19 protein-coding genes are annotated in these 23,195 nt (G+C 52.9%); 16 read left to right on the top strand and 3 right to left on the bottom strand.

The features are described 5' to 3' along the window. Positions 1-33: 33 nt before the first annotated feature. Both GQY55_RS14300 and GQY55_RS14295 read left to right on the top strand, forming a co-directional pair. Positions 34-1,704: a ribulokinase gene (locus GQY55_RS14300; RefSeq protein ID WP_160042503.1), complete on the top strand. Its 1,671-nt coding sequence runs from the start codon at positions 34-36 to the stop codon at positions 1,702-1,704. Positions 1,705-1,897: 193 nt separating this feature from the next. Continuing rightward, entirely contained in the window at positions 1,898-3,025 is a 1,128-nt protein-coding gene (locus GQY55_RS14295) for a sn-glycerol-1-phosphate dehydrogenase (protein WP_160042501.1), read from the top strand. Positions 3,026-3,236: 211 nt separating this feature from the next. Here GQY55_RS14295 and GQY55_RS14290 read toward each other — a convergent pair whose 3' ends face one another. After that, on the bottom strand, positions 3,237-4,154 hold the full coding sequence (locus GQY55_RS14290; protein WP_160042499.1) for an ArsR/SmtB family transcription factor: 918 nt from the start codon (positions 4,152-4,154) through the stop codon (positions 3,237-3,239). A gap of 619 nt (positions 4,155-4,773) precedes the next feature. On the opposite strand from GQY55_RS14290, the gene GQY55_RS14285 reads away from it, so the two are divergent. The 3 genes from GQY55_RS14285 (at position 4,774) to GQY55_RS14275 (ending at position 7,910) form a co-directional block, all read left to right on the top strand. Then, positions 4,774-6,108 (top strand): ABC transporter substrate-binding protein, encoded by a 1,335-nt coding sequence (locus GQY55_RS14285; protein WP_160042497.1) that lies wholly within the window; start codon positions 4,774-4,776, stop codon positions 6,106-6,108. Positions 6,109-6,179: 71 nt separating this feature from the next. Then, complete coding sequence (locus tag GQY55_RS14280; protein ID WP_160042495.1) at positions 6,180-7,073, top strand: carbohydrate ABC transporter permease; 894 nt, start codon at positions 6,180-6,182, stop codon at positions 7,071-7,073. A 3-nt stretch (positions 7,074-7,076) separates the two neighbouring features. Continuing rightward, entirely contained in the window at positions 7,077-7,910 is an 834-nt protein-coding gene (locus tag GQY55_RS14275; protein WP_160042493.1) for a carbohydrate ABC transporter permease, read from the top strand. Between the two features lie 94 nt (positions 7,911-8,004). Here GQY55_RS14275 and GQY55_RS14270 read toward each other — a convergent pair whose 3' ends face one another. Then, entirely contained in the window at positions 8,005-8,922 is a 918-nt protein-coding gene (locus GQY55_RS14270) for an ArsR/SmtB family transcription factor (RefSeq protein WP_160042491.1), read from the bottom strand. 356 nt (positions 8,923-9,278) lie between these two features. Here GQY55_RS14270 and arfA point away from each other — a divergent pair, with 356 nt between their 5' ends. From arfA to GQY55_RS31025, 8 genes are all read left to right on the top strand, one after another. Next, positions 9,279-10,793 carry an arabinosylfuranosidase ArfA gene (arfA, locus tag GQY55_RS14265; RefSeq protein WP_160042489.1) on the top strand — a complete coding sequence of 505 codons (1,515 nt, stop codon included), beginning with the start codon at positions 9,279-9,281 and terminating at the stop codon, positions 10,791-10,793. A gap of 386 nt (positions 10,794-11,179) precedes the next feature. Continuing rightward, positions 11,180-12,394, top strand: coding sequence for an extracellular solute-binding protein (locus GQY55_RS14260; RefSeq protein WP_160042809.1), 1,215 nt, complete (start codon positions 11,180-11,182; stop codon positions 12,392-12,394). 86 nt (positions 12,395-12,480) lie between these two features. Beyond that, positions 12,481-13,356, top strand: coding sequence for a carbohydrate ABC transporter permease (locus GQY55_RS14255; protein ID WP_160042487.1), 876 nt, complete (start codon positions 12,481-12,483; stop codon positions 13,354-13,356). Between the two features lie 51 nt (positions 13,357-13,407). Next, a complete protein-coding gene (locus GQY55_RS14250) occupies positions 13,408-14,253 on the top strand; it encodes a carbohydrate ABC transporter permease (RefSeq protein WP_160042485.1) in 846 nt (281 codons plus the stop codon). A 30-nt stretch (positions 14,254-14,283) separates the two neighbouring features. Continuing rightward, entirely contained in the window at positions 14,284-15,765 is a 1,482-nt protein-coding gene (locus GQY55_RS14245; protein WP_160042483.1) for an alpha-N-arabinofuranosidase, read from the top strand. Positions 15,766-15,825: 60 nt separating this feature from the next. Further along, entirely contained in the window at positions 15,826-16,092 is a 267-nt protein-coding gene (locus GQY55_RS14240; RefSeq protein ID WP_236575609.1) for a DUF6171 family protein, read from the top strand. A 57-nt stretch (positions 16,093-16,149) separates the two neighbouring features. Continuing rightward, positions 16,150-17,133 carry a glycoside hydrolase family 43 protein gene (locus tag GQY55_RS14235; protein WP_160042481.1) on the top strand — a complete coding sequence of 328 codons (984 nt, stop codon included), beginning with the start codon at positions 16,150-16,152 and terminating at the stop codon, positions 17,131-17,133. Between the two features lie 152 nt (positions 17,134-17,285). Next, entirely contained in the window at positions 17,286-17,456 is a 171-nt protein-coding gene (locus tag GQY55_RS31025; protein WP_201452161.1) for a hypothetical protein, read from the top strand. Positions 17,457-17,628: 172 nt separating this feature from the next. Here GQY55_RS31025 and GQY55_RS14230 read toward each other — a convergent pair whose 3' ends face one another. Beyond that, entirely contained in the window at positions 17,629-18,159 is a 531-nt protein-coding gene (locus GQY55_RS14230; RefSeq protein WP_160042479.1) for a GNAT family N-acetyltransferase, read from the bottom strand. A 295-nt stretch (positions 18,160-18,454) separates the two neighbouring features. Between GQY55_RS14230 and GQY55_RS14225 the strand changes: the two genes are divergently transcribed. The 3 genes from GQY55_RS14225 to GQY55_RS14215 all read left to right on the top strand — a co-directional run bounded on the left by GQY55_RS14225 (position 18,455) and on the right by GQY55_RS14215 (position 23,195). Beyond that, on the top strand, positions 18,455-19,003 hold the full coding sequence (locus GQY55_RS14225; RefSeq protein WP_160042477.1) for a phosphotransferase-like protein: 549 nt from the start codon (positions 18,455-18,457) through the stop codon (positions 19,001-19,003). 84 nt (positions 19,004-19,087) lie between these two features. After that, positions 19,088-19,969 (top strand): DUF72 domain-containing protein, encoded by an 882-nt coding sequence (locus GQY55_RS14220; protein WP_160042475.1) that lies wholly within the window; start codon positions 19,088-19,090, stop codon positions 19,967-19,969. A 349-nt stretch (positions 19,970-20,318) separates the two neighbouring features. Beyond that, a complete protein-coding gene (locus GQY55_RS14215) occupies positions 20,319-23,195 on the top strand; it encodes a 2-oxoglutarate dehydrogenase E1 component (protein WP_160042473.1) in 2,877 nt (958 codons plus the stop codon).

The following is a 23,195-nucleotide window of genomic DNA, read 5'->3' as shown; positions in this document are numbered from 1 at the left end:
TCATAACTCGTTTTCGAGCTGGAGGGGACTCAAATGAGCAAAAAGTATACGATCGGAGTGGATTACGGAACGCAGTCCGGCCGCGCCGTATTGGTTGATTTGGCCGACGGCCGCGAAGTGGCGGACCATGTCACGCCGTATCCGCATCACGTCATCGACGAAAAGCTGCCGGGTTCCGGGAAAAAGCTGGACCATGACTGGGCGCTGCAGCACCCGGCGGATTACATCGAAGTGCTGCGCCGTTCGGTGCCTGCCGTCGTTCGCGATTCCGGCGTAGACCCGGCCGACATCATCGGCATCGGCATCGATTTTACGGCCTGCACCATGCTGCCGGTGGACGGCAAGGGGGAACCGCTTTGCCTGAAGCCCGAGTTTCAGGATCACCCGCACAGCTGGGTGAAGCTGTGGAAACACCATGCAGCCCAGCCGGAAGCGGATGCGATCAACCGGATCGCGGCCGAGCGCGGCGAAGCGTTCCTGCCGCGTTACGGCGGCAAAATTTCTTCGGAATGGATGATCGCCAAAGCATGGCAGATTTTGAACGAGGCTCCGGAAATTTATGATCAAGCGGACATGTTTCTGGAAGCGACGGACTGGGTCATTTCGCAAATGTCCGGCAAAATCGTCCGCAACAGCTGCACCGCCGGCTACAAAGCGATTTGGCATAAGCAGGAAGGTTATCCGGGCAAGGAATTTTTCAAAGCGCTGGATCCGCGGCTCGAGGATTTGACCGAAACCAAGCTGCGCGGCGAAGTCATTCCGCTGGGTACGAACGTCGGCGGGTTGACGGAGGAGATGGCGGCGATGATGGGACTTCGGCCGGGCATCGCGGTTGCGGCCGGCAACGTCGACGCCCATGCGGCCGTGCCTGCCGTCGGCGTCGTGACGCCGGGCAAGCTGGTCATGGCGATGGGAACGTCCATTTGCCATATGCTCCTCGGCACGGAAGAGAAGCAGGTCGAAGGCATGTGCGGCGTCGTGGAAGACGGCATCATCCCGGGATTGTACGGATATGAAGCAGGCCAGTCGGCTGTCGGCGACATTTTTGAATGGTACGTGGAGGAAGCGCTGCCGGCTTATGTGAAGGAAGCCGCGGACAAAGAGGGGATCGGCGTCCATGCTTGGCTCGAAAGGGAAGCCGCGCAGTATAAGCCGGGCCAGACCGGGCTCCTTGCGCTCGATTGGTGGAACGGCAACCGTTCGGTGCTCGTCGATACCGATCTGACAGGACTGATTCTCGGCATGACGCTCCTGACCAAGCCGCAGGAAATTTACCGCACCCTGCTTGAAGCGACGGCTTTCGGCACGCGCAAAATCGTCGACGCCTTCCATTCGAGCGGCGTAAGTGTTGACGCCTTGTACGCATGCGGCGGGCTGCCGCAAAAAAACAAGCTGCTGATGCAGATTTACGCGGACGTCACGAACCGCGAAATTTACGTGGCGGATTCCAAGCAGACGCCGGCGCTCGGAGCGGCGATATTCGCGGCGGTAGCGGCCGGACAGGAAGCCGGAGGATACGACACGGTGATCGCGGCGGCCGAAAACATGGCGAGGGTCAAAGAAGAAACCTTCAAGCCGATTCCGGAGAACGTCGAAGTGTACGAACGTCTTTATCAAGAATACAACCTTCTCCATGATTACTTTGGCCGCGGCGCAAACGACGTGATGAAGCGGCTGAAGAACATTAAAAAGTCGGTCGAATAACCGGCGGGAAGATGGTTACATCAAGGCGCAGGACGGAGCATTCGGCCTGCGCCCCCCGTTTACGATCGGAATAAACGCAAGAAAGGGTTGAATACGAACGTCTTCAGCTCTCATCGGCTATGCAAAGGGCAGACGGTTTTGTTGCAGACCGACGGTCTTTTCGTTATGGGGGCAGATATAAGGAGGGATCAGCATGAACAACGTTCCGGTGGAATACGCGCTGGATCAAATGGTGCTTGAAAAGGGAGCGATCAAACAAGCGGCCGCCTATCTCAAGGAAAAAGGGTGTCAAAACGTCATTCTGACGGCGGATGGGAACACCTACGAGGCTGCGGGCAAGGAGCTGGAACGGGAGCTGAAGGCTGCCGGCGTCGGCATTCGCTTGTGCCTGATCGAGCCCGGGCCGTCCGGAGACGTCGTGGCCGACGAACCGTCGCTTCTGCAGCTGCTGCTTGAAGTGAACCCGGAAACGACGGATGCGGTGATCGCGGCGGGTTCAGGAACGATCCACGATATTGTTCGCTTCGTATGTTACAAAACGGGGAAACCGTTCGTTTCGGTGCCGACGGCTCCGTCGGTGGACGGTTTTACGTCAAAGGGAGCTCCCTTGATCGTCCGCGGCGTGAAAAAGACGTTTCCGGCCACGGGCCCGGTGGCGATTTTCGCCGATCTGGACGTTCTGACGAAAGCGCCGCAGCAGCTGGTTGCCGCCGGATTCGGCGACATGCTCGGCAAATACACTTCGTTATTCGATTGGAAATTTTCGCATTTGACTGCGGCGGAGCCTTACGACCAGGAAGTCGCGGACATGACGGAAAAAGCGCTGAACGCCTGCGTAGAGCATGTCGACGAGATCGGGAACCGGACGGAGGAGGGCATCCGCATCCTGATGACGTCCCTGATTGAATCCGGGATCGCGATGCTCAAATTCGGGCAGTCCCATCCGGCCTCCGGCGCCGAACATCATCTTTCCCATTTCTGGGAGATGGAATATTTGCGCCGCGGCAGCCGGGCGCTGCTGCACGGCGCGAAGGTCGGCGTGGCCTGCGCGGAAATTTCGCGCCTCTACCATAACGCGGCCTTCCGCGGCGTTTATCCGCGGCAGGAGCCCGACATGCTGCGGAAGCATGGCGCACAGGTGCGGGAGTGGCTCGGCGCGGTGCCTGCCGAAGCCGAAATCCGCTCGCTCCTGCAGCGCGCAGGCGGACCCTCAAGCCTGCAGGAGCTCGGCATTGACGACGGGCTGTTCGCGGAAAGCCTGCGCGAAGCCCATCTCTTGCGCGACCGCCATACGCTGCTGCGCGCGTTGAATGAAGCCTGAAGCCGTTGCCGCGTGACGGCGTTGCCTATCGAAAAGTAAAAGGGACCCTGGAGCATGTGAATGCATGTCCAAGGTCCCCTTTATGAAGATATAAGAAGTTTCGAAGCGATGGCTCCCTTATATCTCAAGAAAAATTTCCGCTAAGCACGGTCTGTCTTCTGTGAAAGTACGGCGATAGACGTTTTTCTTAAAAGGCATGGCGGGCGTCCGCTTAATCCGGATGGACGTCGTACAGCACGCGGGCCAGCAGGTCCTGGCTGTAGTTGCCGAAGTTTTTGCCGAAGATGGTCAGGCCCCGTTTGTTCTCGGACTGTTCCGTGACGGCGATCCGGAAGGTCAGCTCGCTTTTGTAGTCGAGGTTGATTTGGTCCAGCGTTACGTCCGATATCCGGCATCCGTCGATAAAGCTGCCCTCTTGATTGATGCGGATCAGCTTTAGCATGCCGTATTGGTTCAAATGCGGCGGCCACCAATCCGGATTGAACGTGCCGCGGGCGTCGCCGAAATCGCCGGGACTGGTCCAGCAGCCGATCTCGATCCCGTTGACGTAAAAATAAATGTCCGACGGATAATTGTCGCAGAAGCCGGGGGCTTCGGACCCGAGTTCCATCGAGAACTGGATTTCCCGGAAAGACTGATTCGGCTTCAAATAGTTGGGAATGCGGTATTCCAAAAAACCTTCGGCCAGCCAGATGATTTCCGCGTCGATCCGCTGCGGGTCGGCGAAATACCGGGGATCGTCGAAATCGCCGACGATGCTGTCTTTGGTTGCAAGTCCGCAGGTCGGAACCGCTTGATAGTTGCTGTAATGTCCGACCTGGATTTCCACTTCGTACAGGTTGTCGACGTCTTTGCTGCGCAGATCGACCATCAGCTTGTCTTTATTCAAGTAGCACATTTTTTGGATGCCGTGCTTGCCGACGCTGGTGTTGATTTCGATAAGTCCGCTTTCCTCCAGCTTTTTGACATGCATCGTAATGGCTCCATTGCTCAGGTTGAGCTTCCCCGCAAGATCGTTCAGATTCAGCGCCTGGTTCGTCGCCAGCAGTTCGAGGATCCGGATCCTGATCTCCGAGCTTAACGCTTTGAAAATATCAATGCCGCTCATTAAATCCTTGATATAAATCATATCATCGAACCCTTCTTCAAATAAGTATGGATACATCCCTGTTTCTTTTATTTTAAATAATTATAAACCAATATAATTGTTAAAGATAGTGTGCCGCATGTTTTTTTAAGAAACAACAATTTTTTTATAACATTTGACAGATTTATAGCAGTTCATTTCAAACAAATTTAAACTTATAACGTCATGTTCGGACGAGGAACGAAGCTTATTTAAAGATTTTATCACTTATTTATGATTGAACATTATTTTGTTTTAATAAACAATAAAAAGTTTCATAGTTATTTATTTACAACAGGGAAATGGTGTGCTATTTTATATTTGAAAGCGAATTCATTTGTATATACATAAAATGTTTTATGTTTAATGAAAACGAATAATCGGCTGCAACCGTCAAAAGAACGAAGGTTCTGGAGGAAGCAGCCCGCGTCGAATCGCCGAACCCAAGGCAGCCCTGACATCCATTTGTGAAAGCGGTTCATGCCGAGACGATTGGAGTCAAACCTCACTTCCGGAAGGAAGGATGCCGCGGCTTAGATCCCGCACGCCTCCAATTTTCGCTTCCGGAGTGTTTTATGTTTGAGCAAGGCTTATGCCAACAAATCATTCAGGAGGGTCAAGTATGAAGAAAACATGGCTGATTACGCTTCTGGTACTTTTGATGACAACGATCTTATGGGGCTGCGGCGGCAAGTCCTCATCCTCATCAGGCGGAAAAACGTCCGTGCTGGACGGCGGGGCGGACAAAGGCGCAACGGAATTATCGTATTGGACGTTCGTGGAGCTGCATGGGCAGCACTTCGAGAAAATGCTTGAAAAATGGAACAAGGCCAATCCGGACCGGCAAATCAAGCTAAACGTGACCGTCATGCCTTACGACGACATGCATAACAAGCTGTCCATCGCCGTGCAAACCGGGGTCGGCGCCCCCGATATCGCGGACATCGAGCTCGGCAAATATCCGGATTTCATGAAAGGAACCCCGCAGCTCGAACCTTTGAACGATGTGGTAAAACCTTATAAGGACACGGTTGTTCAATCTCAATTGGATTTGTACAGCAAAGACGGCACCGTCTACGGATTGTCCACACACGTTGGGGCAACCGTCGCATTTTACAATACCGAAATTTTAAAAGAGGCCGGGGTGGATTACAAAACCATCGTCACCTGGGACGATTTCAAGAAAGCAGGCATGCAGGTATACGAAAAAACCGGCAAACATATGGGAACGGCGGACACCAGCGCCGCTTGGCAGGAATCGATGATGCTCGCCCAGCAGAAATCGGATTATACGGACGAGGCCGGCAATCCGAAGGTCAATTCCGAGCAAATGATCAAAGGCCTGACTGTGCTGAAGGATCTGCAGAACAACAACGTGCTCGCTACGATCGCCGGCGGGCAGCCGGATACCGAGGAAGCCTACGGTGAATTCAACTCCGGGAACTACGTGACCGCGTTTATGCCTCTGTGGCAGATGTCCCGCTACACCAATTACATGCCTGAACTGGCAGGGAAAATCGCCATCGCTCCGCTGCCGGTCATGGAAAAGGGCATGCCGCGTTCCTTCGGCGGCGGGGGGACGGCGACCGTCGTCACCAAAACGGCAAAAGACGTGCAGCTGGCCAAAGAGTTCATTGCTTATGCCAAACTTTCGCTGGACGCCAATATCGAGATTTGGAACACCCTCGGCTTTGATCCGATCAATATGGATGTTTGGAACATGAAGGACGTCACCCACAATCCGGAGAACAAATTCGTCAAATATTTCGTCAACAATCCGTTTGACGTGCTGAACGAGATCAAGGACGAAATTCGGCTCATCAAATCGACGCCGGCAAGCCCGACGATCAACAACGTGCTTTGCACGGTGACGCTGAACGAAATTTTCGAGGACGGCAAGGACATTAAGCAGGCGCTTGACGATGCCCAGTCGCAAATCGAGCAGGAACTGAAATAAAGTTGTCCGTGATGACAAACCGGAAAGCTGCCCCTCGAACGGGCAGCTTTCTTCGAAAGGAGTCTGACGCTATGGTCAAAAGATTTTTGTATTCGCAGAAGGTCGCTCCGTATGTCTTTGTTCTTCCGTTTGTTTTAGTCTTTCTCGTATTTTGGATATACCCGCTCGCCAGCTCCGTAGGGATGAGCTTTCAGAAGGTGACGCTGGGGCAGGAGGCGCAGTGGATCGGATTCGACAATTACGCCAAGCTCATGGGGGATAAGACGTTTTTTAAAGCCGTCGGGAACAGCGCGGTTTACATGGTGCTGACGCTCCTGATCCTGATTCCGTTTCCGATGCTTTTTGCGGTGCTGATCAACAGCAAGCTGATGTGGGGAAGGGAATTTTTTAAATCCTCGTTTTTCTTCCCGGCGCTGACCTCGGTGGTCGTGGCGGGGACGATTTTTCGGCTTATGTTCGGGGAAATGGAGGGGTCGCTGATCAACAGCATCCTCGGCTGGTTCGGCATCGACCCGGTCAAGTTTTTGAAGGGGCAGGTGACGGGCTACATCGCGCTTGTCGCGTTGGCGACGTGGAGATGGACCGGGGTGAACATGCTTTATTTTTTGTCGGGGCTCAAAAACATTCCGGACGACTACTATGAAGCCGCATCGATCGACGGCGCGTCAAGCTGGCAGAAGTTTACGAGGATCACGATGCCGCTGCTGAAGCCGACGACGATTTACGTGGTGACGATCAGCATCTACGCGGGGCTCGCCATGTTTATTGAAAGCATGATGTTATGGAACGGCAACAATTCGCCCAAAAACATCGGTTTGACCATCGTCGGTTACCTGTACCGCCAGGGCATCGAGAAAAACAATCTCGGCTATGCGGCGGCCGTCGGGATCGTGCTGCTGGCCATCACCATGATCATCAACCTCACCCAGCTTGCATTCTCCGGCATGTTCAAGAAGGAGGAGTAACCCATGAAAAAAGAGCTAACGGCCAAAATCGTCCTCTTTGCGTTGTTTGCCGTCATCTGTCTCCTGATCCTCATTCCGTTTTACGCGGTGACGATCGCCTCCTTTAAGCCGGGGGAGGATTTGATCCGGTACGGGCTGAACCTTCGCTTCGACTTGTCCGTGATGAGCCTGGACAACTTCGCGTATTTATTTACCGGCGATCATGCCTATTTTAAATGGTTTTTCAACTCGCTGCTGTTGACCGTCGTTCAGGTTGCCTTGACGCTGATCGTCAGCGCGACGGTGGCTTACGGTTTTTCGGCGTACGAGTTCAAAGGGAAAAACGTTTTGTTCGTCTGCGTCCTGCTTATCATGATGGTGCCGTTCGAAATATTGCTGCTGCCGCTTTATACGCTGATCAACAACATCGGGCTGATGAATTCCTATTCGGCGATCGTGTTGCCCGGCATTGCGAGCGCGGCGACGATTTTCTTTTTCCGGCAGTACCTCAGCGGCGTTCCCAAGGAGATCATTGCGGCGGGACGGGTCGACGGCGCCACCGAATACGGCATTTACGCCCGGTTGATTTTGCCCGTGATGAAGCCGTCTTTTGCGGCGATGGCCATCTTGAACGGGATGAACAGCTGGAACAACTTCCTGTGGCCGTTTATGGTGCTCAGCGACGACAACAAATACACGCTTCCGATCGGTTTAAAAACGCTGCTGACGCCGTACGGCAACAACTACGACCTGCTGATCGTCGGCTCGTTTTTTTCGATCATTCCGATTTTTATCCTGTTTGTCGCCTTCCAGAAATATTTTATCGACGGCATGACGGCCGGGGCGGTAAAAGGGTGAGCATCCGCTTCGAGCAAGGGCATGCGGCGGCGAAAAAAGGGACCTTAGGCAATAATACGATCCTGCCAGGTCCCTTCCGTGTTAGGGCATTGGTTTATTCCTGCTTTACATCATACAGCACGCGGGCCAGCAAATCCTGGCCGTAATTGCCGAAGTGTTTGCCGTAGATGGTGAGGCCCCGTTTGTTTTCGGCATGCTCCGTGACGGCGATCCGGAAGGTCAGCTCGCTTTTGTAATCGAGGTTGATCTGATCCAGCGTCACGTCCGAAATCCGGCAGCCGTCGATATAACTTCCTTCGTGGTTGATGCGGATCAGCTTCAGCATGCCGTATTGGTTCAGATGAGGCGGCCACCAGTCGGGATTGAACGTGCCCCGCGCGTTTCCGAAGTCCCCGGGACTGGTCCAGTAGCCAATTTCCACGCCGTTTACGTAGAAGTAAATGTCCGACGGATAGTTGTCGCAGAAACCCGGAGCTTCGGAGCCGAGTTCCATTGAAAATTGGATTTCGCGGAAGGTCTGGTTCGGCTTCAGGTAGTTGGGGATGCGGTATTCCAGAAAACCTTCGGTCAGCCAGATGATTTCGGCGTCGATCCGCTGCGGATCGGCGAAATAGCGGGGATCGTCGAAGTCGCCGATGATGCTGTCTTTGGTTGCGAGTCCGCAGGTCGGCTCGGCCCGGTAATTGCTGTAATGTCCGACCTGAATTGCGACTTCGTACAGATTGTCGACATCTTTGCTCCGCAGATCGACCATCAGCTTGTCTTTATTGAGATAGCATATTTTTTGAATGCCGTGTTTGCCGACGCTGGTATTGATTTCGATGAGCCCGCTTTCCTCGAGCTTTTTGACATGCATCGTGATGGCCCCGTTGCTCAAATTCAGCTTGCCCGCAAGATCGTTCAGGTTAAGAGCCTGGTTCTGGGCCAGCAATTGCAGGATTTGAATCCTGATTTCCGAGCTTAACGCCTTGAAAATGTCGATGCCGCTCATTAAATCCTTGATATAGATCATATCATCGAACCCTTCTTCCGGTAGATATGGAAAAAAACAAAGATCATATCCAATCATTATAAACGAACGAAACGGCTAAAGATAGTCGACCGCCTGTTGGAGGAATTGGCATGAACCATTTGGTTTTTCCCATTTGTTTTATATAAATATAAAAAATAAGCGAAAAGTAGACTCGTTATGCCGCTTTATGCTCCAAATTCAGCGCATTATCGACAATTAATTTTATAAAAACATAAAATGTTTTATATATTTATGTTTACTTTTTGCTGATCCTATGTTATTTTATATCTGTAAGCGGATTCAATCAAGTTTACTAAATTAATTCATACATTGCTAAAATGGAAGGTGGTCGACAGATGTCATCGACAGCGCAGAAAGCCCGTATTGTTATAGATAAAGCCTTCAAAATCGCGGAAGTAGACAAGCGGATTTACGGCTCGTTCATAGAACATTTGGGACGTGCGGTATATGGCGGAATCTACGAACCGTCGCATGCTACCGCCGACAGCCTCGGTTTTCGCGGAGACGTCAAGGAGCTCGTCCGGCAGCTGGGCGTTCCGATCATCCGCTATCCCGGCGGCAACTTCGTGTCGGGGTACGACTGGGAAGACGGCGTAGGGCCGGTCGAGCTTCGACCGAAACGGCTGGAGCTGGCTTGGAGAACCGTCGAACCAAACGAGGTGGGAACCAACGAGTTTATGCGCTGGGCGAAGGAAGTCGGCTCGGAAGTGATGATGGCCGTCAACCTGGGAACCCGGGGCGTGGATGCGGCGCGCAACCTGCTGGAGTATTGCAACCATCCTTCCGGCAGCTATTACAGCGATTTGCGGCGCAGTCACGGATACGAAGCTCCGCATAAAGTCAAGACGTGGTGCCTCGGCAACGAGATGGACGGTCCTTGGCAGATCGGGCAGAAGACGCCGGTCGAATACGGGCGTTTGGCTTATGAAACGGCCAAAGCGATGCGTCTCGTCGATCCGGACATCGAACTTGTATCCTGCGGCAGCTCAAGCACCGGCATGCCAACCTTCCCCGAATGGGAAGCGGTGACGCTGGATCATACGTACGACGTCGTCGATTTCGTTTCACTTCACCAATATTACGGCAACCGGGATAACGACTCCGCGAACTTCCTTGCCAGAACGATGGATTTGGAGCATTTTATCCATACCGTCATTTCAACTTGCGACTACATAAAAGCGAAGAAGCGCAGCAAGAAGACGATGTATCTCAGCTTCGACGAGTGGAACGTCTGGTATCACTCCAATCAGGCGGATGCTAAAATCGAGCCTTGGTCCGTCGGACCTCCGCAGCTCGAAGACGTCTATAACTTCGAGGACGCCCTTCTGGTCGGCGGCTTCCTGATCTCGTTCCTGAGACATGCGGACCGCGTGAAAATGGCCTGCCTGGCCCAATTGGTCAACGTCATCGCGCCGATCATGACCGAAAACGGCGGCCGTGCCTGGAAGCAAACGATCTTTTATCCATACCTTCACGCTTCAATGTATGGACGCGGCACTTCGCTGCAGCCGATCGTCGATTCGCCGAAATATGACGCGCAGGACTATACGGACGTGCCGTACCTGGAGAGCGCGGTTGTGTATAACGAAGAGGACGAAGAGCTGACCGTCTTTGCGCTGAACCGCCATTTGCAGGATGCGCTCGACGTGGAATGCGACGTCAGAGGTTTCGAAGGCTACCGCGTCGTGGAACATATCGTTCTGGAGCATGACGATCTGAAAGCGGTGAATACGGCTGCCGAGGAAAACGTCAAACCTCATTCGCGCGGAAATGCGGAATGCAAGGACGGATTCGTGCATACCCGGCTCGCCAAAGCGTCCTGGAACGTCATCCGGTTGAAAAGGGCGTAAACGGTCGGAAACTGCCGGTTGTTCGGCGCCGGAATATATGGATTACCTGCTTATGTTCATAAATTTCAGTTTGGTTCTGCCGATTCCTTTTTGCTCTTCGGGAAGGAAAATGATAGAGCGCAAAAGGAACGGCAGATTTTTAAATTTTGCGATGGGGGTGAGGTACGGCGGCCGCCGAGAGAAAATCGCGGATAGAAAAGCATAGGTTCGAGCACGCCAACATGTACGTACAAGTTGAAGGCGGGTCATGGAAAATCGTAATGATTCAAGGTTTTTAATGAAATGAAAGCACGCTTTCAAAAAAAGAAAAAATCGAAGGATTTTAGGGAATCCATGTTTAGGGGGCGGAAGTTTTGAAAAAGAGAAGCTTTGTTGTTTCATTGTTGATGGTATTCGCGGCAAGCATGCTGTTGTCCGCATGCGGAAGCGGCAGCGACAGCAAGACGATTACGTTCTGGACGCCGCTGACGGGCGACGACGGGGCTTATATGGATGAAATCGTGAAGGAATATAATGCGACAAATCCTGAAATCAAAGTGAAGCACGTCATCACATCCGATATGTACACGAAAGTTTCCACCGTGCTCAACTCCGGCAAAGGCATTCCGGATCTGGCGATCATCCACGCGGACCGCGTTCCGGGTTATGCGAAGCAGGGCGTCCTGGAGCCGATTGACAGCGCCATCAAGGGGCAGCCGGAGATCAAGCAGGAGAACTATTTGCCGCAAGCCTGGTCCACGGGCAACATTGACGGCACGCAGTATACGGTTCCGCTCGATATTCACAGCAACGTGATGTACTACAACAAGGATCTGCTGAAAAAATACAACGCGGAGTCCATCCTCGACGACAATGTCGTGACGATCGACGAAATGCTTTCCCTGAAAGGGAAACTGGCTCCGGACGAATATGTCGTGAATGAATCACTGCTCGGCTGGGTCATTTTGGCGCAGGTACAAGACTTGGGCGGCGACATCCAGGAAAACGGCAAGCCTGCCGTCAATACGCCGGTGATGAAGCAAGCGTTCGAAAACGTGAAAAAGATTGCTGACGCAGGACTCATGACGCCGTTCGGCGAGGACGGATACCTGATGTTCCAATCCGGCAAAGTGCTCTTCTCCACGGACGGAACCTGGACCTCGACGGCGCATGCCAAAGTCGAAGGCTTGAACTTCGGCGTGACCAACGTCTACACGCCGACGAAGGACAAGTTCACGAACCGCGCATCCTCCCACTTGTTCGCGATGTTCAAAAACGACAAGCGTTCGGATGAAAAAGAAGCAGGAATCGGCGCCTTCCTGGAGTTCGTTCGCGAACATTCCATGGAATGGGCGAAAGCAGGACAAATCGTAGCAAGTAAGCAAGTCAATGAAAGCCCTGAATACAAGCAATTCATGCAGTCCTTCTTTACTTCGAATGATCAGGAAACGAAATCGCTTTACATCTACACTTACGAATATTACCCATACGTAGCCGAAGCGGTTGACACGTATAGCGCCGATCTCATTCGCGGCAACGTGGATCTGGATGAAACGCTTCAGAAAATGCAGAAATTCGTAGAGGATAAGATCGCGGAAAGCAGCAAACAAAGCACCAAGTAGGCCTTAGCAAAATAGAAAGATAGAAACAATGTGCCGGACAAGTCTGCCTGGCGCATTGTTTCTCCAAAAGGAGAAATTACAAGGCTATGAAAAAGAAATCATTTGCACCGTTTTTCTTTGTCGGCCCTCATCTGATTTTATTTCTGATTTTCATCCTGATCCCGACGATCTACGGGATTTATGCTTCGTTTACGCAGTGGAACCTAATGAACGATCCTGCGTGGATCGGCCTGCAAAACTATAAAACGATTTTGTTCGACACGAGTTCGACGTTTCACACCCAATTTTTCAACGGTTTGAAAAACACCTTGATCTTTGTCGTCATCAGCGTTCCGCTCCTGATCGTCATTCCGCTCATGGTTGCCGTCGCTTTGGAGCATAAGAAGGTGAAGTTGAAAGGCGTCATTCAATCGATTATCTACATTCCGGGACTGATTTCGATATCCGCGGCCGCCTTGATTTGGCTGCTGATTTTCAATAAACAGCTGGGCATTACCGGCAACATGCTTCATTCGACGGTCTCCTGGGCGGCAAACCAGCCTTACGCCTGGATCATCATTTTCGTCATTACGGTATGGGGTGGCGTCGGCGGCAACATGATCATTTACCGGGCTTCCATTGCCGGTGTTTCCAAAGAATTGTACGAGGCGGCGGAGATCGATGGAGCCGGATCGGTACGGAGATTTTTCAGCATTACCTTGCCTTCGATCAATTTCCCTTTAATCTACACGTTTGTCATGACGACGGCGGGCGCCTTCAACGTGTTCGGGCAACCGCTCATGATGACCAAAGGCGGACCTCAGCAAAGCACGCACGTGCTCATGATGTATATTCGCCAGCTTGCTTTCGGCAATGGGGAATCGATTGCGGGAATGGCTTCCGCCATGGCCGTTTTGCTCGGCGTGGTCATTTTGATCATCTCAGCGCTGCAATATTACGTCATGAACCGGAACACGAAGTAGGTCGTTTAAGCAGATGCTGGATTTAGGAAACGAGAGGTAGGGTTAATCAAAATGTCGAAAAAAGTGAGCATCTCCAAGTATATCGCGTACCTATTCTTAATCGTTCTTTGTGTTATTTGGGTCATCCCGGTGCTGTTCGGGATTTCGACGTCGTTCCGTTCGCAGACCGAAGTTGTATCTTCGGGTTTCCGTCTTTTCCCGAAAGAATGGACGTTCGAAAACTACGTAACCATTTTGGACAACACGTCTACGGCGCCGATCTTGCGCTGGCTGTTCAACTCCGTGTTTATCGCGGTGTCGCACACGTTGCTTGTCGTCGTCATCATTTCCCTGACGGGTTACGGGTATGCCCGCATGCAATTTAAAGGCAGAGACGCGCTGTTTTTTACGCTGCTCGGCATCTCGTTTTTTCCGGGCGTCGTCAACATCATCCCTTCTTATAAAATCATCGATGCTTTCGGGTGGGTAAACACGTCGTTGGCGATGATTATTCCCGGCCTTGCAGGGATGGGCAACATCTTCCTCGTCAGACAGTTCCTGAAGGGGATTCCGGGGGAACTGGACGAATCCGCGCGCGTCGACGGCGCAGGCGATTTCAGGATTTATTTCTCGATTATCCTCCCGCTGATCAAGCCGGTTCTTATCGTTTGCGGCTTGTTTTCCTTCGTCGGTTCGTGGAACGACTTCCTGTGGCCGGTCATCGTGTATACGGATGTCGATAAAATGCCGATTACGGCGGGGCTGCTCCTGCTTCAAGATATTTACGGCAACTACCGCATGATCGGGCAATTGATGGGTTCGGCGATGCTGGCGATCATTCCGACGCTGCTGCTGTTCGCGTTCGCCCAAAAATATTTCATTCAATCGATCAATTTGAATTCAGGCATCAAAGGATAAAAATACAACGTCATAACGGAGGGTTCAACTATGCATAACGTGATCGTCAACACGGACATTTCCAAAGGAAAGATCAGCAAACATATTTACGGCCATTTTGCCGAACATCTCGGCAGATGCATCTACGAGGGCATTTGGGTCGGCGAGGATTCCCCGATTCCGAATACGAAAGGGATCCGAAGCGACGTGCTGGAAGCCTTGAAAAACATCAAGGTGCCGGTTCTCCGTTGGCCGGGAGGCTGCTTCGCCGACGAATACCACTGGAAGGACGGCGTCGGCCCGAGAGAAAGCCGCAAACGGATGGTCAACACGCATTGGGGCGGCGTGGTCGAAAACAACCATTTCGGTACGCATGAATTCATGCTGCTGTGCGAGCTGCTCGAATGCGAACCGTACATTTGCGGCAATGTCGGCAGCGGGACGGTCCAGGAGATGTCCGAGTGGGTCGAATACATGACGTCGGGCGGGGAATCGCCGATGGCGAACTGGCGCAAGGAAAACGGCAGAGAAGAACCTTGGAAGCTGAAATATTTCGGCGTCGGCAACGAAAACTGGGGCTGCGGGGGCAACATGCGTCCGGAATATTACGCCGACCTGTACCGTCGTTACCAGACGTACGTCCGCAATTACGGCGACAACAAAATCTACAAAATCGCCGGCGGCGCCAACGTCGACGACTACAACTGGACGGAAGTGCTGATGAAAAACGCCGGTTGGCTCATGGACGGCTTGAGCTTGCACTATTACACGATTCCTGGCGACTTCTGGCTCGGCAAAGGATCGGCGCTTGATTTTGAAGAAGGCGAATGGTTCATCACGATGAAAAAGGCCCTTCACATGGACGAACTCATTACGAAACACAGCACGATCATGGACAAATACGATCCGGACAAACGCGTGGGCATGATCATCGACGAGTGGGGCACCTGGTTTGACGTCGAACCTGGCACGAATCCGGGATTCCTGTATCAGCAAAACACGATCCGCGACGCGCTGGTGGCCGGCGTGCACTTCAACATTTTCCACAAGCATGCGGACCGCGTGCATATGACGAACATCGCGCAGACGGTGAACGTGCTGCAGGCGATGATTTTGACCGAAGGCGAAAAAATGATCCTGACTCCGACGTACCATGTGTTCGACATGTTCAAGGTTCATCAGGATGCCGAGCTGCTGGCGGTCGATGCTTCGGTCGGCACTTATGAAATGAGCGGGGAAACGCTGCCGCAGGTGACCGTGTCGGCTTCCAAGGATGCGGAGGGCAAAGTTCACGTCAGCCTGGTCAACATCGACCATCAAAACGAAGCGTCGGTCAGCCTGGAGCTCCGCGGGCTTCAAGCCAATCCGCAGGTGACCGGCACGGTTCTGACGGCCGACCGTTTGAACGCGCACAACACGTTCGAGCAGCCGAACAATGTCGCTCCGGCAGCGTTTAACGGCGCTATCGTGGAAGGCGGCAAGCTAAACGTGAAGCTTCCGGCGATGTCCGTCGTTACGCTGACCATCGAATGAATTTGAGCGGGACAATCGACTGAACGCCAAAACAGGCAAGCGGGAAAGGGAGGCTGATCGATGATGGAGGAGCGTCAGGAAGGCTGCAAGGGATGCAGAGCGAGCGTACAGGTTTCGCCGGAAAAGCTGCAGCGGCTCGTCGAGATCGCGACGCGCGGCAGAGAAACCGCCTCCGAGGAGGTATACCGGCAGCGGATCGGGCAGTGCGAGCGCTGCCCGGGGCTTCAGTATGGAACGACCTGCCAATATTGCGGGTGCCTCGTTGCGGTTAAAGCCCGGCTGCAGGATTCCGCTTGCCCGTATCCCTTTGCTCCGAAATGGAGCTGACAAAAGAACCTTGCTTCCGTCCAAGATTCGGCATTACGTTATAAAGGAGAACCTGATATGGAGAGAAACCGAAAATACAACAACCCGATCGTATGGCAGCGCGCCGACCCTTGGGTATACAAGCATAGCGATAACTATTATTATTTTACGGCTTCCGTTCCGGAATACGACCGGATCGAAATCCGCAGATCCAAGACGCTGCAGGGACTGGGGGATGCCGAGCCGTTCGTGGCATGGCGCAAATACGAAACCGGCCCGCTTAGCGCGAACATCTGGGCGCCGGAGATTCATTATATAGAAGGAAAATGGTACATCTATTTTGCCGCCGCCCGAACGACCGAAACGAAAGAGGGACTGTTCGACCACCGGATGTACGTTTTGGAAAACGCGTCCGAGAACCCGCTCGAAGGCCAGTGGGTCGAAAAAGGCCAAGTCCGTACCCAGTGGGAATCCTTTGCGCTGGATGCGACCACGTTCGAACACCGTGGAGTGCGTTATTACGTCTGGGCCCAAAAGGATCCGGAAATCGAAGGCAATTCGAACCTGTACATTTCGGAAATGAGCAATCCGTGGACGCTGAAAGGCAAGCAGGTCATGATCTCGACGCCGGAGTATCCGTGGGAAGTGATCGGATTTAAGGTCAACGAAGGAGCGGCCGTGCTGAAACGCAACGGGCGCATCTATATCGGCTATTCGGCCAGCGCCACCGACCACAACTACTGCATGGGACTGCTGTACGCCGACGAATCGGCGGACCTGCTCGACCCGGCTTCCTGGGTGAAGTCGCCGGAGCCCGTGTTCCAAACCTCCGAGGCGACGGGGCAATACGGCCCGGGGCACAACAGCTTTACCGTCTCCGAGGACGGGGAGGACGTCATCGTGTACCATGCCCGCAATTACAAGGAAATTACGGGGGATCCGCTGTACGACCCGAACCGGCATACGAGAGCCCAGGTATTCACCTGGAACGAGGACGGAACGCCGAATTTCGGCGTTCCGGAGCCGGACGGCGCCGAAAACGAAGATCAAGCCAAAGCTTAATATGAACGAAATTGCGAAAGTCCGCTGCGAAGGCAGCGGGCTTTTTTTGACGGCTCGTTGCCTCCGAGGACTGTTTCACCGTTCTTTCCTCGGTGTATGTATGTACCAAACGAAATTCGCGTCATAATCCAAGGTCTAAGGAGGAGAAACGCATGAGCGAACGCGAACCTCAGGATCGAAACGTCGAGGTGGAGCGGACGGAAGTGCATAAAAAATCCGACTCCAGCTTCGTCGCGGCAACCTTCATCAAGTATGCGGCTTATATCATTATCTTTTTCGGTTTACTCTACTTTCTCATTCGATATGTAATTCCTAAATTTTAGCCGGCCTAAAGGCGCAGCCGACCACCCCTGGGACCGTTTGTCTGTCCCGGGATAGTCGGCTGCGCGTTTTACTTTAAGACTAGAACTTGTTTTCGTTAATATATTGCGGTTAGAAAAGCGATTTCAACGTCGAGATGAGTGGGGGGCGGTAGGTGCCTTGGCTGTCGAGTGATTATGAGGTTAATGGTTTTTGCATAAAAATGACAATATCGGAGCGAATCCTTGTTCCGTTCATATCATGGTATTCCCAATTGATTTGAAATTCGCCGTAGCCCCAGTCTATAAAACCCAGGTTTTCATATAACCTTCTTGCTTCGGGATTATCCTTGCTGCTTACTTCCAAGCCGATATGAGTGCATCCTCTTTCTCTTGATAATCTCTCGGCTTCGCGAATGATTGCTGTCGCTACACCTTTTTTACGGTAGTCATCTTTGGTTAGTCCCCCCTCCAGGAAGGCGCTATGCGTTACGTCGATATATTGGGTTACACGAGCATCCTGAGGACCGCTCCATCGCAACAAAAAGTGCCCGATCGGACGATTTTTATGCCATGCGATTAAATATACGCCTTCGCCTTTCCTCTGCACATCGTACCGACGATACTGAGGTTTTGTCAGATTGCCGGGTGAAAACACTTCTTCAAGAAAATCCAATTGATGCTCTTCGGCTGGTTTGACAACAAGATCAAAATCGTGCTGATTCATTATTGCATCACTCCTGCCCGTTTATTTTGAATATCGTATTTGAGTGCTTTTGCTCCTTAATAACACGAACCGAACTAGCCATTCCGAATAGGGATAACCTATTCCTTTCTTGTAAGTTTGATGATGTAAATGTAAATCCAGGAAGATCAATGACTATATCATGATGCGGGGAACAAAGCAAAAGCGGCTGCATAACAATCTCTCAGGCAAATTAACGCTCCTAATCCCCGCGGGCCTTTTGTATACTAGCAGTAGAAAGATCATTAACGTTTTTTTCAAGAGAGGAGCCAGAGCTATGAAATCCAGCCGGCAGGCGATGATTTTGATCACCGGGATCATGGCCAGCGGAAAATCGACCGTTGCGCAGCTGCTAGCCGAACGATTGGACAGATCGGTGCATTTGCGCGGAGACATGTTCCGGAAAATGATCGTAAACGACCGCAGGGAGGTCCGGCCCGATGCCGATGAGGCGGAGCTTGAGCAGCTTTCGCTGCGATACCGGTTGGCCGCGCAGGCGGCCGATGCCTATTTTGCGGCGGGGTTTAACGTTGTCGTGCAGGACGTAGTGATCGGCAGAATGCTTGAGGATTTCGTCTCTTATGTACAGACACGCCCTTTGTACGTCGTCGTGTTATGCCCCAATCCTTCCGTCGTGGCGCAAAGGGAAGCCGGGCGGGCCAAAAAAGGTTACGGGGAATGGACGGTGGAAGGGCTGAACGAAGTGCTGCTCGGCGAAACCCCGCGGATCGGCATGTGGCTTGACACTTCTTCGATGACGGCCGAGCAGACCGTCGATGAAATAATGAAATCGGTATGGGATCACGGGGACGTGGACGTTTCATAGGCAAATCGCCGGACCGGTTTTTGGGTATAACGTTATTGTAAGGAAGTTGTTGGTCATACTAAGACATGATGGAGTCGATTGCCATTGAAACATACGGACGTAAGCGAAAAACAGGTTCAGATCGGCCTGGCGGGCTGGGGAGACCATGACGACATCTATCCCCCGGGGACGAAAGCGGGAGACAAGCTGAAGGAATACGCCCGCCGGTTTCCGATCGTGGAGCTCGACAGCTCTTTTTATGCGATTCCAACGCCGGAAAGAATGCTGAAATGGAGCGAACAGACGCCGGATTCCTTCGGCTTTGTCGTCAAGGCCTATCAGGGGATGACGGGCCATACCCGCGGCAAAATCCCTTTTCCTGACGCGAGGTCGATGTTTCATGCGTTCCGGGAGTCCGCAGAAGCGCTGCAGGCCGCCGGCAAGCTGAGGGCGGTGCTGTTTCAGTATCCGCCTTGGTTTGATTGCGGTCGAAAAAACGTGGAAGTGCTGCGCCGAACCCGGCAGTGGATGGACGGGCTGCCGCTTGCGCTGGAGTTCCGCCATCAAAGCTGGTTTGCCGGGGAGATGCGGGACAAGACGCTTGCCTTTATGCGGGAAGAGGGCTGGATCCATTCGGTTTGCGACGAGCCGCAAGCGGGGGAGGGATCCATTCCGACGGTTCTTGCGCCTACGCGGGACGACGCCACCCTTGTGCGCCTGCATGGGCGGAACGCCGAAGGATGGCAATCCGGCGGGCAGCCGAACTGGAGGGAGGTACGTTATCTGTATCGGTACGATGAGCGGGAGCTTGCGGAATGGAAAGAGAATATCCTCAGGCTGCTCGAATCCACGAAAACGTGCTGGGTTGTGTTCAACAACAACTCCGGCGGGGATGCGGCTCATAACGCGCTGCAGCTGATGCGTTCGTTCGGTTTGGACATGCCCGAGCTGCCTCCGGACCAAATGTCGCTTTTTGATGAACAATAAGAGGGCGTTTGTTCACGGGTTCGAACCGGTAAAAAGCCCATTTTTTTCGTGGAATTTCCAAATCGATGCCTCATTTGCATGGGTGTTGTCAATGTTTCCATATCGATTGGCGGCAAAAAGCACGTTTTTGCCCCGATTGATCTGTTTTTTAGATCATAACTATATTAAATGGTTATTTCAGGTATGGAGAGGATTTGTTTATAATAGAAATTGAGCCGCTTACATTTTGCTGAAACGGCTTACAAGAATCATTTTTTCAGATTTCCGTCCAACGTATAGATTGAATGATTCGAAGGATTCTCATTCTATATGACTATTAAAAAACCAAGGCGGAGGTATTACTTTAGCGATGATAACCAATAAGAGCGACACACAAACGCAGGGTGCCTGGGAATCTTACTACGGCCCCAACCTGGGATACGTTCAGGAGCAGTACGAACGTTACGTCAACGATCCCGAATCGGTGGACGAAACGTTCCGCAAAGTGTTTCAAACATGGGGCGCGCCTCCGATGGCGCCGGTACAATTGGCGCCTGTAAGCGCAGTATCTGCCAACGCGCCGTTTGACCCGAGCCTGCTGAAAAAGGGCGTGGATGCCGGAAAACTCGTATGGAACATCCGGGCGTACGGCCATTTGGCCGCCGACATCGATCCGCTCGGCATCATTCCGAAGCCGGATACGCGCGTGCTTGAACCTGAACAATACGGACTGAGCCAGTCCGATCTTGCGGCATTCCCTGCATCCCTGATCTGGGACGGAGCGCCCGAGAATGTCAAAACCGGTTGGGAAGCGATCCAGAAACTGCGTCAAACATATACCGGAACGATTGCGTTTGAATTCAGCCACGTGCATGAAACGGAAGAACGCGTATGGCTGAACCGTCATGTCGAAAGCGGCAACTTCCCGACTCCGCTCAGCGAAACGGAGAAAGTGAACCTGCTGGAAAGACTGATCGAAGTCGAGCAATTCGAGGAATTTCTGCACCGTACCTTCGTTGGGCAAAAACGTTTCTCCATCGAAGGAAACGACGTGCTGGTTCCGATGCTCGACGAATTGGTGCGCAATATGGCGGACGACGGCGCGGAGCATATTCTGATGGGAATGGCTCACCGCGGCCGCTTGAACGTACTTGCGCATGTGCTCGGCAAGCCTTACGAAAAGATTTTCTCTGAATTCCATCATTCGCCGAACAAAAAACTGTTCCCGTCCGAAGGCTCGATGGGCATCAATTTCGGATGGACCGGCGACGTCAAATACCACTTAGGGGCAAAACGCGTCCTGAAGGACGGCAGTGTCGTTCAAACCCGAATCACGCTCGCGAATAACCCGAGCCATCTGGAGTTCGTCAATCCGGTGGTGGAAGGCTTTGCGCGCGCGGCGCAGGAAGACCGTACGAAACCCGGTTATCCGGAGCAGGACGTGAACAAAGCCGCCACGGTTCTCATCCACGGGGATTCCGCTTTCCCTGGCGAAGGCATCGTGGCCGAAACGCTGAACTTCAACAAGCTGCCTGGTTTCCAAAACGGAGGAACCATTCACATCATCGCGAACAACAACATCGGATTTACGACGGAAAGCCGCGATTCCCGCTCGACCCATTATGCCAGCGACCTGGCCAAAGGGTATGAAATTCCGATCGTCCACGTCAATGCGGATGATCCGGAAGCATGTATCGCCGCGATCCGCCTTGCATGCGAATACCGCAACAAGTTCAAGAAAGACTTCCTGATCGATCTGGTCGGCTACCGCCGTTACGGCCATAACGAAACGGACGATCCGGATACGACGCAGCCGCTCATTTACGACAAAGTGAAAAGCCATCCGCGCGTTGCCGCCATTTATGCCGGCGTGCTTGAACAAAGCGGCTTGGTCAGCAAGGAGCAAAGCGGCCGCCTGATCCAGGACGTGCAGAACCGCATGAAGGAAGCGTACGACAAAATCAAGGATCAGGAGCAGGAACCTGCGAATACCCATCAGCAAACGCCTGCCGAAGACCGGATTAAGGCGATCAAAACCGGCGTGCCGCTGAAAAAGCTGCGGGAAATCAACTCCGACTTGCTGAAGCGCCCGGAAGGATTCAACGTTTATCCGAAGCTGCAGCGCATTTTGGAACGCCGTGAAACGGCGCTGAACGACGGGGAAAAGGTAGACTGGAGTTTGGCGGAAACGCTGGCGTTCGCAAGCATCATCGCCGACGGCAAGCCGATCCGCATCACGGGCCAGGACGCCGAACGCGCGACGTTTGCGCACCGCAACCTCGTCCTTCACGACGTGAAAAACGGTTCGACTTTCTGCCCGCTGCATGAGCTGCCGCAGGCGAAAGCATCCTTTGCGATTCATAACAGCCCGCTGTCCGAAGCTTCCGTGCTCGGATTCGAATACGGCTATAACGTGTATTCCCCGGAAACGCTGGTCATCTGGGAAGCGCAATTCGGCGATTTCGCCAACTGCGCGCAGGTCATCACGGACCAGTTCATTTCGGCCGGACGTTCGAAGTGGGGACAAAAATCGAGCCTTGTCATGCTTCTGCCTCACGGTTACGAAGGACAGGGACCGGAGCACTCCAGCGCCCGTCTCGAACGTTTCCTTCAGCTGGGCGGCGAAGAGAACTTCACCGTCGTCAATTTGACGAGCGCGGCTCAATATTTCCACCTGCTTCGCCGTCAGGCCGCTTTGACCGAAAGCGAAGACGCGCGTCCGCTGATCGTGATGTCGCCGAAGAGCCTCATCCGCAACAGCCGCGTCGCATCCAGCGGCAAGGAACTGAGCGAAGGGCGTTTCCATCGTGTGCTTGAGCAAGAGGGACTCGGCAAACATCCGGAACGGGTGGAACGTCTCGTTCTTTGCAGCGGCAAAATCGCGGTTGAGCTGGAAGAAGCCTTGAGCAAGGAAGAAGGACCGCTTGACTGGCTGCACATTATTCGCATCGAGCAGCTGTATCCGTTCCCTGAGCAAGAGGTCCGCGAGATTTTCGCAAGATATACGAACGCCAAAGAAATTTTGTGGGTACAGGAAGAACCGGAAAACATGGGCGCTTGGCGTTATATCGAGCCCCATCTCCGCAAACTGGCGCCTCAAGGCACGCCTGTGAACTACAACGGCCGTCCTGAACGTTCGAGTACCGCCAGCGGCTTCCAGCAAGTACACAGCTTTGAGCAGCAGCAGATCGTATCGACAGCATTGAACCAAAAATCTATCAAGCATAACATCGCATTGGGGAGGTAG

The organism is Paenibacillus sp. USDA918EY, from assembly GCF_009870825.1.
In the GTDB taxonomy this organism is placed as follows: domain Bacteria; phylum Bacillota; class Bacilli; order Paenibacillales; family Paenibacillaceae; genus Paenibacillus_AQ; species Paenibacillus_AQ albilobatus.
This window is presented reverse-complemented; position numbering and strand designations above follow the sequence as displayed.

Excerpts from the sequence above, each read along its gene's own strand:
- GQY55_RS14300 (WP_160042503.1), top strand. The coding sequence starts at position 34 with ATGAGCAAAAAGTATACGATCGGAGTGGATTACGGAACGCAGTCCGGC.
- GQY55_RS14295 (WP_160042501.1), top strand. The coding sequence starts at position 1,898 with ATGAACAACGTTCCGGTGGAATACGCGCTGGATCAAATGGTGCTTGAA.
- GQY55_RS14290 (WP_160042499.1), bottom strand. The coding sequence starts at position 4,154 with ATGATTTATATCAAGGATTTAATGAGCGGCATTGATATTTTCAAAGCG.
- GQY55_RS14285 (WP_160042497.1), top strand. The coding sequence starts at position 4,774 with ATGAAGAAAACATGGCTGATTACGCTTCTGGTACTTTTGATGACAACG.
- GQY55_RS14280 (WP_160042495.1), top strand. The coding sequence starts at position 6,180 with ATGGTCAAAAGATTTTTGTATTCGCAGAAGGTCGCTCCGTATGTCTTT.
- GQY55_RS14275 (WP_160042493.1), top strand. The coding sequence starts at position 7,077 with ATGAAAAAAGAGCTAACGGCCAAAATCGTCCTCTTTGCGTTGTTTGCC.
- GQY55_RS14270 (WP_160042491.1), bottom strand. The coding sequence starts at position 8,922 with ATGATCTATATCAAGGATTTAATGAGCGGCATCGACATTTTCAAGGCG.
- arfA (WP_160042489.1), top strand. The coding sequence starts at position 9,279 with ATGTCATCGACAGCGCAGAAAGCCCGTATTGTTATAGATAAAGCCTTC.
- GQY55_RS14260 (WP_160042809.1), top strand. The coding sequence starts at position 11,180 with ATGGTATTCGCGGCAAGCATGCTGTTGTCCGCATGCGGAAGCGGCAGC.
- GQY55_RS14255 (WP_160042487.1), top strand. The coding sequence starts at position 12,481 with ATGAAAAAGAAATCATTTGCACCGTTTTTCTTTGTCGGCCCTCATCTG.
- GQY55_RS14250 (WP_160042485.1), top strand. The coding sequence starts at position 13,408 with ATGTCGAAAAAAGTGAGCATCTCCAAGTATATCGCGTACCTATTCTTA.
- GQY55_RS14245 (WP_160042483.1), top strand. The coding sequence starts at position 14,284 with ATGCATAACGTGATCGTCAACACGGACATTTCCAAAGGAAAGATCAGC.
- GQY55_RS14240 (WP_236575609.1), top strand. The coding sequence starts at position 15,826 with ATGATGGAGGAGCGTCAGGAAGGCTGCAAGGGATGCAGAGCGAGCGTA.
- GQY55_RS14235 (WP_160042481.1), top strand. The coding sequence starts at position 16,150 with ATGGAGAGAAACCGAAAATACAACAACCCGATCGTATGGCAGCGCGCC.
- GQY55_RS31025 (WP_201452161.1), top strand. The coding sequence starts at position 17,286 with ATGAGCGAACGCGAACCTCAGGATCGAAACGTCGAGGTGGAGCGGACG.
- GQY55_RS14230 (WP_160042479.1), bottom strand. The coding sequence starts at position 18,159 with ATGAATCAGCACGATTTTGATCTTGTTGTCAAACCAGCCGAAGAGCAT.
- GQY55_RS14225 (WP_160042477.1), top strand. The coding sequence starts at position 18,455 with ATGAAATCCAGCCGGCAGGCGATGATTTTGATCACCGGGATCATGGCC.
- GQY55_RS14215 (WP_160042473.1), top strand. The coding sequence starts at position 20,319 with ATGATAACCAATAAGAGCGACACACAAACGCAGGGTGCCTGGGAATCT.